This window comes from Bradyrhizobium algeriense (assembly GCF_003062295.1).
Classification (GTDB): Bacteria; Pseudomonadota; Alphaproteobacteria; order Rhizobiales; family Xanthobacteraceae; genus Bradyrhizobium; species Bradyrhizobium algeriense.
Map to the genome: position 1 here is coordinate 187,389 of NZ_PYCN01000003.1, position 12,017 is coordinate 199,405.

General features: G+C 62.4%; 11 protein-coding genes. 4 read left to right on the forward strand and 7 right to left on the reverse strand.

All coding sequences use genetic code 11. The annotated features are described in order from the left end of the window. Positions 1–32: 32 nt before the first annotated feature. The 7 genes from eda to C7G61_RS08515 form a co-directional block, all read right to left on the reverse strand. Positions 33–683, reverse strand: coding sequence for a bifunctional 4-hydroxy-2-oxoglutarate aldolase/2-dehydro-3-deoxy-phosphogluconate aldolase (eda, locus tag C7G61_RS08485; RefSeq protein ID WP_108513659.1), 651 nt, complete (start codon positions 681–683; stop codon positions 33–35). Then, entirely contained in the window at positions 680–1,624 is a 945-nt protein-coding gene (locus C7G61_RS08490) for a sugar kinase (protein WP_108514067.1), read from the reverse strand. Before C7G61_RS08490 ends, eda begins: the two co-directional genes overlap by 4 nt. Positions 1,625–1,657: 33 nt before the next feature. After that, positions 1,658–2,644: a D-erythronate dehydrogenase gene (gene denD / locus C7G61_RS08495; protein WP_108513660.1), complete on the reverse strand. Its 987-nt coding sequence runs from the start codon at positions 2,642–2,644 to the stop codon at positions 1,658–1,660. Between the two features lie 108 nt (positions 2,645–2,752). Continuing rightward, positions 2,753–3,688, reverse strand: coding sequence for a carbohydrate ABC transporter permease (locus C7G61_RS08500; protein WP_108513661.1), 936 nt, complete (start codon positions 3,686–3,688; stop codon positions 2,753–2,755). Continuing rightward, entirely contained in the window at positions 3,681–4,640 is a 960-nt protein-coding gene (locus C7G61_RS08505) for a carbohydrate ABC transporter permease (RefSeq protein WP_190241731.1), read from the reverse strand. The genes C7G61_RS08500 and C7G61_RS08505 overlap by 8 nt, the downstream gene beginning before the upstream one ends. A gap of 66 nt (positions 4,641–4,706) precedes the next feature. Further along, the gene (locus C7G61_RS08510; RefSeq protein WP_108513663.1) at positions 4,707–6,026 is read right to left on the reverse strand and encodes an ABC transporter substrate-binding protein; all 1,320 of its coding nucleotides are present in this window, start codon (positions 6,024–6,026) and stop codon (positions 4,707–4,709) included. A gap of 40 nt (positions 6,027–6,066) precedes the next feature. Then, positions 6,067–7,134, reverse strand: a complete 1,068-nt coding sequence (locus C7G61_RS08515; protein WP_108513664.1) for an ABC transporter ATP-binding protein — start codon at positions 7,132–7,134, stop codon at positions 6,067–6,069. Between the two features lie 192 nt (positions 7,135–7,326). On the opposite strand from C7G61_RS08515, the gene gntR reads away from it, so the two are divergent. The 4 genes from gntR (at position 7,327) to C7G61_RS08535 (ending at position 12,004) form a co-directional block, all read left to right on the forward strand. Next, the gene (gene gntR, locus C7G61_RS08520) at positions 7,327–8,358 is read left to right on the forward strand and encodes an HTH-type transcriptional regulator GntR (RefSeq protein ID WP_108513665.1); all 1,032 of its coding nucleotides are present in this window, start codon (positions 7,327–7,329) and stop codon (positions 8,356–8,358) included. A 181-nt stretch (positions 8,359–8,539) separates the two neighbouring features. Then, positions 8,540–10,360, forward strand: a complete 1,821-nt coding sequence (locus tag C7G61_RS08525) for an IlvD/Edd family dehydratase (protein WP_108513666.1) — start codon at positions 8,540–8,542, stop codon at positions 10,358–10,360. 146 nt (positions 10,361–10,506) lie between these two features. Next, positions 10,507–11,241, forward strand: coding sequence for an SDR family oxidoreductase (locus C7G61_RS08530; protein WP_108513667.1), 735 nt, complete (start codon positions 10,507–10,509; stop codon positions 11,239–11,241). A gap of 16 nt (positions 11,242–11,257) precedes the next feature. Next, positions 11,258–12,004, forward strand: coding sequence for an SDR family NAD(P)-dependent oxidoreductase (locus C7G61_RS08535; protein ID WP_108513668.1), 747 nt, complete (start codon positions 11,258–11,260; stop codon positions 12,002–12,004). Positions 12,005–12,017 lie beyond the last annotated feature (13 nt).

Below are 12,017 nucleotides of genomic sequence, written 5' to 3' on the forward strand. Positions count from 1 at the left end.
TGAAGCCTTTGTACCCTATCAGGAAAAAGACTTCACGCCGGTTTCAGCGATTTCAGGGTCCGCGCGCACATGGCGGTTATGCCGGTCCAGTTGCCGGACCGGATATCGGCGGCCGGACAGAGCCAGGAACCGCCCACCGCCACCACATTCGGCTCGGCCAGCCAGGACGCTGCATTGGCTTCCCCGATGCCGCCGGTCGGGCAGACCCTGATACTCGGAAACGGGCCGGCCAGCGCCCGAAGTGCCTTGATACCGCCGGCCTGCTCGGCGGGAAAGAATTTCACGAGATCGAAGCCGGCCGCCAGCGCCTGCATCAGCTCGGAAGCCGTCGCGATCCCCGGGGCGAACGGCAGGTCGCTTGCGGCGGCGGCCTTCAAGAGCTCAGGCGTCGCGCCGGGGCTGATGCCGAATTTGGCGCTGAGCGCCCTCGCCATTGCCAGATCGTCGGCGTTCAGGATCGTGCCGATGCCGACGATGGCTTCCGGCACCTCCGCGATCATGGCCTTGGCGGCCTCGACAGCCACCGGCGTCCGCAGGGTGACTTCCAGCACGCGCACCCCACCTGCAACCAGCGCGCGGGCCAGCGGCACGGCATCTTCCAGCCGTTCGATGGTGAGGACGGGGATCACCGTGGCGGACTTGAAGATGGCGGCGAGTTGTTCCTGCCTGGTGGCTGTGGTCATGGCGATGCCTTGCGTGAATTGACGTGGTTCGGGACGAGGCCGGACGGCATCGCCGCGCGCGGGATGATCGCCCCGGGGTGACATACCACAACGCCGGCCAGACGATGCCCCGCCCTCGCGGCTTCAAGCGGATCGGCGCCCACGAGGCGCGCGGCCACGTAGGCGGCAGCGAAGCTGTCGCCGGCTGCCGTGGTATCGACGACCGGCGCCTCCACCGGCCTGGCCTTGATCGGATAAGAAACGCCTCCCAGACGCAGGATGCTCGCCGGCTCAGAAAGCTTCAACACCACCTCGGCGCCTGGAACCCGCGCCAGCAAGGCTTCGTTGGTTACGTCCGGATAGAGCGGCAGCAGATCGTCGGTGGAAGCCAGCACGATATCGGCCGTGGCGAAGGCCTCCCGAAAAACGGCGCGCGCAACGTCGAGATCGGGCCAGCCACGGGCACGGAAGTTGGTATCGAAAGCGAAACGTGCGCCATTTTCGCGCGCGCGTCTCAGCGCCTCGAACAGACGCGCCCTTCCCTCCGCGCCATACAGTGAGAGTGTGATCGCCGAGAGATAGACCACGTCATAGCCAGCGAGCGCATCGAGGATCTCCGGCGTCTCCGGCAAATCCATCAGGCTGCGCGCCGCTGCGCTGTCGCGCCAGTGGAAGAACCGCCGCTCACCCTTGGCGTCGGTCTGGATCATGTAGAGACCCGGAAGCTTGCCCGGCAGCCGCACTACCCGCCTGGTCCCGACCCCCTCCGCCGCCCAGCCGGCGACCATTTCCTCGCTAAGGCTGTCGTCGCCAAGCGCGGTGATGTAATCGGCGCCGGCGCCAAGCCGGGCGAGATAGACGGCGGTATTGAGCGTGTCGCCGCCGTAGCCGCGCGAGAACAGGCCGCCGTCCGCCTGCTTCAACTCGACCATGCACTCGCCGATGCAGGCTACCTTGCTCATGACCGCATCCATGCGAATGAGCGTGAGATCACCTCACGCCGCGAACTTGCCGCCGAGTTCATCCTCGATGTGGATCCGGATGATGTCGTCAAACGTCTTCTCGGCCGTTGTGAAGCCGAGCTTGAGCGCGCGGTCGGCGACGAAGTCGCGCGGCCAGCCAGAGACGATGCCGATGATGGTCGGATCGGGCACCCGCTTGATGCGCGCGGTGACGTTCTTGCCGGCGACGCGATCCAGGGCTGCGATCTGTTCGCCGACGGTCACCGACATGCCGGGCATGCTGAGATTGCGCCGCGGCCCCATCGCATCGAGGTCCATGGTGCCGGCGTGGACCAGAAAGCCGACCGCCGATTTCGGCGAGGCATGCCAGTGCCGCACGTCCTCGGAAACCGGCAGCACCGCCTCCTCGCCCGCCAGCGGCTCGCGGATGATGTTGGAGAAGAAGCCGGAAGCAGCCTTGTTTGGCTTGCCCGGCCGCACGCAGATCGTCGGCAGGCGGATCGAGATACCGTCGAGCAGGCCCTTGCGGGTATAGTCGTTGATCAGGAGTTCGCAGATCGACTTCTGCGTGCCGTAGCTCGTCAGCGGCGTATGGAAGAATTCGTCGCCGATCTTTTCCGGAAACGGGGCGCCGAACACCGCGATCGAGGACGTGAACACCAGCCGCGGCTTGTAGCCGCCGCCGGCGTGGCGGATGGCATCGATCAGATATCGCGTGCCGTCGAGATTGATCCGGTAGCCCTTGTCGAATTCGGCCTCGGCCTCGCCGGAGACGATCGCGGCGAGATGAAAGATCACGTCCGGCCGATCGGCGATCAACGACGCCGCCGCGCCGGCGTCGGCGAAATCGGAAGCGACGACTTGAATCGGGATCGAGGCGTTAGCGGGCTTGGCGGGCGCCACCACGTCCTGCAACGTCATACGGGTGATGTCGTGCTTGCCGAGCCGCCCGTCGCGCAGCAGCCGCTCGGTCAGCTTGCGGCCCACCATGCCGGCGGCACCAAGAATTAGAATGTGCAAGACCCGTCTCCTTTTTGAACTCTTCTATAGCGTTTTCAAGCGAAGTGGGAACCGGCTCGCGTGAAGAAAACGCGTCAAGAGATAACGTCAGATACGGGCCTCAAGCGCTCACTCTTTCACGGCTCCCGTCATCGCCGACACATAATGCTCGACAAAGAACGCGTAAAGGATGACCAGCGGCAGCGAGCCGGCCAGCGCGCCCGCCATCAGCGAGCCCCATCGATAGATATCACCGTCGACGAATTCGTTGACGATCGCGACCGGCACCGTCTTGTTGGAGGTCGATTGCAGGAAGGTGAGCGCATAGATGAACTCGTTCCAGCATAGCGTGAAGCAGAAGATGAACGCCGAAATCAGCCCGGGGATCGCCAGCGGCAGCACGATCTTGATCAGTATCTGCCAGCGGCTGGCGCCATCGATCAGCGCGCATTCTTCCAGCTCGAACGGGATGGTCTTGAAGTAACCCATCAACAGCCAGGTCGAGAACGGAATCAGGATGGTCGGATAGGTCAGGATCAGCGCCATCGGCGAGTCGAACAGCCCGTACTGGAACACGACGGTGGCGAGCGGAATAAACAGGATCGACGGCGGCACGAGATAGGCCAGGAAGATCAGACCGCCGACCAGATTGGCGCCCTTGTAGCGCAGGCGCACGATGGCATAGGCCGCAAGCACGCTGGCGATAATCGAGAGGATGGTAGCGCAAACCGCGACATACATCGTGTTCCAGAGCCACATCGGATAGTGGCTTTCGAACAGGAGCTTGTAAAAGTGCTTGAGGGTCGGATTCCAGGTCCAGAACGGGTTGAACTTGTCGAGGTCGAGCAGTTGCTCGTCCGGTTTGATCGCCGTCAGCCCCATCCAGTAGAACGGGAACAGCAGGACGATCACGATAATCGACAGCGGCAGATAGAGCGTCACCAGCCGGCGCGGCACCGACTGCAAATAGCTCATGCCCTCGCTGTGGTCGTCCATCGCAACTGTCGGCGCCGAGCTATGCAGGACGGCCTTGAGATCGATCCGCGAGGTGGGGAGATCAGTCATTGTTTTCACCCTGCTGCCACTTGCGGCGTTGCAGCCCGAACCAGGACACCATGATCGCAGCGAGCAGGAACGGGATCATCGCGCTCGAGATCGCCGCGCCCTCACCCAACTGACCGGCGATGATCGCGCGCTGGTAGGACAAGGTCGCCATCAGATGCGTGGCATTGACTGGACCGCCCCGCGTCATCGCCCAGATCAACTGGAAGTCGGTAAAGGTGAACAGCACCGAGAACGTCATCACGACAGCGATGATCGGCGTCAGCAGCGGATAGGTGATGAAGCGGAATCGTTGCCAGCTGGTCGCGCCATCGAGGATCGCCGCCTCGTAAAGCGATGGCGACACCGTCTGCAGGCCCGCCAGCAACGTGATCGCGACAAAGGGAACGCCGCGCCAGATATTGGCGAAGATCACGCAGATCCGGGCCCAGGTGGTATCGCCGAGAAAATTGATGTTCTGCGTGATCAGGCCCATCTGCTTCAAGGACCACGAGATGATCGAGAATTGCGAATCGAAGATCCACCAGAACGCCAGCGCCGACAGCACGGTCGGTACGATGAAGGGGATCAGCACCAGCGCGCGCAGCATCGCCTTGAACGGCATGTTCTCGTTCAGCAGCAGCGCCAGATAGAGCCCGATGCCGAATTTGATGGCGCTCGCGACGAACGTGTACAATAGCGTGTTGAACACCGAGAGCCAGAAGATCGCGTCGTCCCACAGCCACTCGTAGTTTTCGGTGCCGACATATGCCCCGACACGGCCGATGCGGGTGTCGGTGAACGAAAGCCAGATGCCGAGGCCGAGCGGATAGGCCAGGAAGAAGATCAGGAACGCCAGCGCCGGCACCATGAACCAGAAGCCCAGCCAGTTACGGTTGTGCTTGAGCTGGTCCCACGCGTTGGCCTCGCGAATCTCCGTCTTGGCGCGTCGTGGCGCGATTGCGATGTCAGCCATGGGCGATGTCCCGATTGAAAATGAATGGAGCGGACGGCGGTCACTCGCCATCCGCTCCGGTTCTTATTAGCGATAGATGCGCTTCAACTGACGCTCGGTTTCCGCGATCGCTGTCTTGGCATCCTTGGCGCCGGTGCAGTAGTTGGCGAACATGTCGACCACCAGGAAGTCGGCGATCGCGGTTGCCGCCTTCTCGCCTGGCGTACCGATGCCGGACGCAGGCAACGCGCGCTTGCTGGCCTGGCTGAACACCTGGTTCTTCGGATCCGCGGTCCAGACCGGCGAGTTATCGTAGGCATTGAGCGTGTGGGTGAGATACCCGCGCGCGCCCATCAGCCACTTGTCGTAGTTTTCCTTCTCCAGCATGAAGGCGATGAAGGCCTTCGCGGCGTTCGGATATTTGGTGAATTTGAACGCCAGGATCGGAACGCAGAGCTGCAGTTCGGTCGGCTTCCCGATCGGGCCGACCGGCCATAACGCATGATATGTGTCTTCGGTGAGTTCCTTCTTGGTCGGATCGTCCTTGGCCGCGACATAGATCGAGATGCCGTTGGCGGTGCAATGCAGTTCGCCCGACAGAAACGCCTTGTTGTTCGACGAATCGTTCCACGACGCGACGCCGGGAATAAAGGTGTCGGAGAGCGCCTTGCAGTACTCGAGCGCCTTTACGGTCTCGGGCGAGTTGATGATGACCTTGTTGTCCTTGTCGACGGTGTAGGCGCCATGGCCCCACAGGACCCAGTGCAGCCAGGCATTGGCGTCGCCCGAGGCGTGGCCCAGCGGGAAACCGGCCGGCGTGTTGTTCTTCTTCAGCGCCTTGCACAATTCGAGGAAGCCCGGAAAATCCTTCGGGAAATCCTTGAAACCGGCCTTTTCCACTGACGATTTGCGGTAGGTCATGTAGCCGCCGATGGTCGCGACCGGGATGCCGAGCCAGTTGTTGCCCTGCTTGCAGGTCACGGCGGCTGCTTCGGTCCATCCGCCGTATTTCTTGCCGAGATAGTCGGCGACGTCGTTCAACTGCAGCACCTGCGCGGGGAAGAGTTGCGGCAGCGTGTGCAGGCCCCAGGCGAGATCGAGACCCGAGCCGGTGTTGGCGGCAACCGAGGCCTTCGGCTGCACGTCCTCGAACGACTCCGAGAACACGTTCATTTCGGTACCGGTCGCGGTCTTGAACGCGGCGACCATGGCATTGAAGGCCTCGTCCTCCGCCGGCACGAAGCGCTTCCAGCGCATCACGGTGAGCTTGGCGCCGGACTCGGCCTTCCAGGGCGAGGCTTGCGCCCAGGCCTTGGCGAAATCGAGCAGAGCCGGTCCGGTCAGCGCGCCGGCAGCCGCCAGCGCGGTGCCACCCTGAAGCAGAGAGCGGCGGGTAAAATCCTGCATAGTCCATCCTCCCGTTGATTTATAATTTTGACTTTATTTTTTAGGCGTTCAGTCGTTTCCCGGTCTGCTCGTCGAAAAGATGCACGAGTGCCGGGTCTGGCTTCAGCCGGACCTTGTCGCCCGGGTTGAATTGGTGACGCTCGCGGAATACGGCGACGACCTGCTCGCCGCCAAGCTTGGCAAACACTTGCGTTTCCGAGCCAGTCGGCTCGACCACGACGATCTCGGCTTCGGCGCCGTCATCGGCGATGGTGAAATGTTCGGGACGGACGCCATAGACTGCGGGCCGCCCTTCCGAATTGGCCGGTGCCGACGCCAGCGGCAGCTTGACGCCATTCGGCCCCTCAAAGCCCGCGCTACCGTTCGACTTCACCTGGCCCTTGAGGAAGTTCATCGCCGGCGAGCCGATAAAGCCCGCCACGAACTGGTTGGCCGGGCTGTCGTAGAGTTCGAGCGGGGTACCCATCTGCTCGACGATGCCGTCATGCATCACCACGATCTTGTCGGCCATGGTCATGGCCTCGATCTGGTCGTGGGTGACGTAGACCGTCGTGGTCTTCAGCCGCTGGTGCAGTTCCTTGATTTCGGTGCGCATCGCGACGCGCAGCTTGGCGTCGAGGTTGGAAAGCGGCTCGTCGAACAAAAACACCTGCGGATCGCGCACGATGGCGCGGCCCATGGCGACGCGCTGGCGCTGGCCGCCCGACAATTGCCGGGGATAGCGCTCGAGCAGCGGGGTCAGCGCCAGGATTTCCGCGGCGCGCTTGACGCCGTTCGAGATTTCATCGGCACTCGCGCCGCGCAGCTTGAGCGAGAAGCCCATATTGTCGGCGACGGTCATGTGCGGATAGAGCGCGTAGTTCTGGAACACCATGGCAATGTCGCGCTCTTTCGGCTGGACATTGTTGACGACGCGATCGCCGATCGAAATGGTTCCCGAGGTGATGTTTTCGAGGCCCGCGAGCATCCGCAACAAGGTCGACTTGCCACAGCCGGAGGGACCGACGAGCACGACGAACTCGCCATCATCGATCGGAATCGATACGCCGTGCAAAACCTCAAAGTTACCGAACGACTTCCGCACGTCGCGAATCTGTACCGACGACATCGAACTCTCTCCCTCATGTTCTGTTTTCTGGCGCCACAGGTTGGCGGCGGCGCCATGCTGTCTTTTCGACTCTAATGCCGGAAGCCGAATTCAACGGGCATCATCATCCGCAGTTTGGCGGTTTTTAGCAATCCGATGGTAGCGCTGTCAATAATTGTTCAAACGTCCAATCTGATGTGATATGAGCGCAAGATGGGACGAAAACAGACAAAGTCTGGCAAAATCCGCCTCACCGAGGTCGCCAAGCTCGCTGGCGTCAGCCCAATCACGGCATCGCGTTTTTTCAGGAATCCAGAAGCGCTGTCATTAAGCAAGCGGGAACGCGTCGATAGCGCCGTGAAGGAACTGGGTTACGTGCCCAATCTCGCCGCGCGTGCGCTGGCCTCGCACCGCACCGAAGTCATCGGCGTCGTCATCCCTTCCCTCACCAACAACGTGTTCGCCGACGTATTGCGCGGCATCTACGATTCTTCCGAAGGCAGCCGCTACACCATCCAGCTCGCCAATACCCGCTACAGCATTCTGCAGGAGGAAAAGCTGCTGCGCCTGTTCCGGGCGCAGAAGCCCGCGGGATTGATCGTCACCGGCATCAACCAGACCGCGGAATCGCGCGCGATCCTGGAGTCCATGAATTGCCCGGTCACGCAGATCATGGAGATCGGCGACAGCCCTGTGGACATGATGGTCGGCTTCTCGCATTACGACGCGGCTTTTGCGGCAATTTCGCACATGCTCGAGCAAGGATACCGCCGTATCGGATTTCTCGGCGCGCGAATGGACCCTCGCGTGCAGCGGCGGTTCGAAGGGTATCGTGATGCCATGAAGGGGGCCTCGCTGTTCGATCCGAACCTCATCGTCACCACGTCGATACCAACCACCGTCACGCTCGGCGGAACTTTGTTCGCCGATCTCCTTGCCCGGACATCCGACATCGACGCGGTCTTCTGCGTCAACGACGACCTCGCGCTCGGCGTCCTGTTCGAATGCCGGCGTCGGCAGATGTCGGTTCCCGGCGATTTGGCCATTGTCGGCTTCAACGATCTGGAATTCACGGCCTCTGCGGTCCCCTCGCTTACCAGCGTGCGCACCAACCGCTACGAAATGGGCAGGCACGCCGTCACGATGGTAATCGACGCGATCGAGGGCCGTCGCCCGCGGGAGCCGGTTATCGACCTTGGTTTTCAATTGATGGTCCGCGAGAGTTCGACACCGCAAAGCGCTTGATCGCCGTCTCCGGCGCGGGTCGAGCGCAAACAGAAAATGGTAGCGCTATCTTTTGGACCGAACTAGGATCGTATGGCTCAGACGGGAGAAGGCAAGCGCGTTGCAGCGGATGAAATTCTTGGCATGGTGCATCGCTGCCGTGACTTAAGCCGTCCACGAGTTTGCAGTGCGGGAGGAACCAGTGAAAAACAACGACGACAAAACTACCACCAATGGCAAAGGCCGGAGGCTACGTTCCCTCGAATGGTTCGACAACCCGCATAATCCGGGCATGACTGCGCTCTATCTCGAGCGCTACCTGAACTACGGCCTGACCCGAGAGGAATTGCAATCCGGCAAGCCGATCATCGGCATCGCCCAGACCGGCAACGACCTGTCGCCATGCAATCGGCATCATCTCGAACTGGCGCACCGGGTGCGCGAAGGCATTCGCGCCGCCGGCGGCATCGCGATGGAATTCCCGATGCATCCGATCCAGGAAACCGGAAAGCGGCCGACCGCGGCGCTCGACCGCAACCTCGCCTATCTCGGCCTGGTTGAAATCCTGTTCGGCTATCCGCTCGATGGCGTTGTACTGACCACCGGTTGCGACAAGACGACGCCGGCCTGCCTGATGGCAGCGGCGACTGTCAATCTGCCCGCGATCGTGCTTTCCGGTGGACCGATGCTGAACGGCTGGTTCAACGGTGAGCGCACCGGATCCGGCACCATCGTCTGGAAGCAGCGCGAACGGCTCGCCGCCGGCGAGATCGACTACAACGAGTTCATCGAAATCGTGGCGTCCTCGGCCCCCTCGGTCGGCCACTGCAACACGATGGGCACCGCCTCGACCATGAACTCGCTCGCCGAAGCGCTCGGCATGTCGCTGCCGGGCTGCGCGGCGATCCCCGCGCCCTATCGCGAGCGCGGCCAGATCGCCTACGAGACGGGAAAACGGATCGTCGAAATGGTCTGGGAGGATCTCAAACCCTCCGACATCCTGACGCGCAAGGCGTTCGAGAATTGCATCGTGGTGAATTCGGCGATCGGCGGTTCGACCAATGCTCCGATCCACATCAACGCGCTGGCGCGGCACATCGGCGTCGAGCTCTCCATCGACGACTGGCAGAAGCATGGCCACGACATTCCGCTGCTGGTGAACATGCAGCCGGCCGGTTTCTATCTCGGCGAGGAATATCACCGCGCCGGCGGCGTGCCGGCGGTGGTACGCGAGCTGATGGCGCACAAGCGCATCCATGAAGACGCCGTGACGGTCAACGGCCGCACCATGGGCGAGAACTGCCGCGAGGCGGCCAAGCCCGACGGCGACGTGATCTGGAGCTACGACAAGCCGCTGGTGAAGGATGCGGGCTTCCTGGTGCTGCGCGGCAATTTGTTCGATTCCGCGATCATGAAGACCAGCGTGATCTCGAAGGAATTCCGCGACCGCTATTTGATCAATCCCAAAGACCCGAATGCATTCGAAGGCCGCGCCATCGTTTTCGAGGGGCCGGAGGACTATCACGACCGGATCGACGATCCCTCGCTCAACATCGACGAGCACTGTGTGCTGTTCATCCGCGGCGCCGGGCCGATCGGCTATCCCGGCGGCGCCGAGGTGGTGAACATGCAGCCGCCGGCGGCGCTGATCAAACGCGGTATCCTGTCCCTGCCCTGCATCGGCGACGGAAGGCAGTCCGGTACCTCAGGCTCACCGTCGATCCTCAACGCCTCGCCGGAGGCCGCCGCCGATGGCGGGCTCGCGATCTTGCGGACCGGCGACAAGGTTCGCATCGACCTCAACAAGGGCGACGCCAACATCCTGATCACGAGCGATGAATTGAAGAAGCGTCGCACCGAGTTGAAGGACAAGGGCGGCTTCCCCTACCCGGCCAACCAGACGCCGTGGCAGGAGCTCTATCGCTCGACCGTCGGCCAGCAGGCCACCGGCGCCTGCATGGAGCTCGCCACGCGCTATCAAAATATTGCGGGCACGGTCGGCGTGGCGCGGGATAATCATTAGCTGATCGCCGTCATTGCGAGCGAAGCGACTTATCCGCCGTAGCTCAACGAACGAAGGCGGAAGCAATCCACCTCTCCACGCGGGGGTAGATGGATTGCTTCGTCGCTTCGCTCCTCGCAATGACGAAAGGATAAGGAGAAGAAAAAATGTCAGACCGCCTGAAGGGCAAGCGCGCCTTTGTCACCGCCGCCGCCGTCGGAATCGGCCGCGCCTGTGCCGTGGCTTTTGCGCGCGAAGGCGCAACGGTGTTCGCCACCGACATCGACGAGGCTAAGCTCGAAGCCCTCAAGGGCGAAGGAATCGCGGAAGTGGCCAGGCTCGATGCCCGCGACAGCGCAGCCGTCGCTGCCATGGCCAAGCGCGCCGGCAACACCGACATCCTGCTCAATGCCGCCGGCTTCGTGCATCACGGCACTGTGCTGGATTGCTCCGACGAAGACTGGGATTTTTCGTTCGACCTCAACGTCAAGTCGATGCACCGCACGATCCGTGCGTTCCTGCCGGGCATGCTGGAACAAGGCCGCGGCGCTATCGTCAACATCTCCTCCGCCGCCGGCGTGTTCAAGGCTGCGCCGAATCGCTACGTCTACGGCGCGACCAAGGCCGCCGTCGCCGCGCTGACGCGTTCGGTTGCCGTCGATTTCGTCGGCAAGGGCGTGCGATGTAATTGCATCTGCCCTGGCACCATCGAGACGCCCTCGATGCTGGACCGCGCCGCCGCCGCAGGCCCCAACGGCCGCGAGATGTTCATCTCGCGGCAGCCGATGGGCCGGCTCGGCACGGCCGAGGAAATCGCTTCGCTTGCCGTCTATCTCGCCAGCGACGAAAGCGCGTTCACGACTGGCGTCGCGCACGTCATCGACGGCGGCTGGACGCTGTAACGCAGGAGAAATCCCCATGAACAAGATCGACCTCAACGGCCGTTGCGCCGTCGTTACCGGCGGGGCGCAGGGTTTTGGCCGCGCGATCACCGAGCGCTTCGTCGCATCCGGCGCGAAGGTCGCGATCTGGGATCACGACCTGCCGTTTGCGGAAAAGACCGCCAGGGAAATCGGCTCGGGCGGCTCGGCCTTCAAGGTCGACGTCTCCGACCTCGCCGCGGTCGAGAAGGCCCGCGACGAAACGTTGAAGGCGCTCGGCAAGATCGACATCCTCGTCAACAATGCCGGCATCGCCGGCATCAACAAGACGGTGTGGGAAACCGACCTTGAGGAATGGCGCAAGGTGCTGCGCATCAATCTCGACGGCCCTTTCATCTGCTGCAAGGCAGTGGTGCCGGCAATGATCGCGCAAAAATACGGCCGCATCGTCAACATCGCCTCGATCGCCGGCAAGGAAGGCAACCCCAACGCCGCACATTATTCGGCCTCGAAGGCCGGCCTGATCGCGCTGACCAAATCGCTCGGCAAGGAGCTCGCGCAGCACGACATCCTGGTCAACGCGGTGACACCCGCTGCGGCGAAAACCGCGATCTTCGACCAGCTGACGCAACAGCACATCGACTTCATGCTGTCGAAAATTCCGAAGGGCCGCTTCGTCCTCGTCGAAGAACTCGCGGCGATGGTCGCATGGCTGGCGTCGGAAGATTGTGCGTTCTCGACGGGCGCGGTGTTCGACATTTCCGGCGGCCGGGCGACCTACTGAAATGGGTACCATC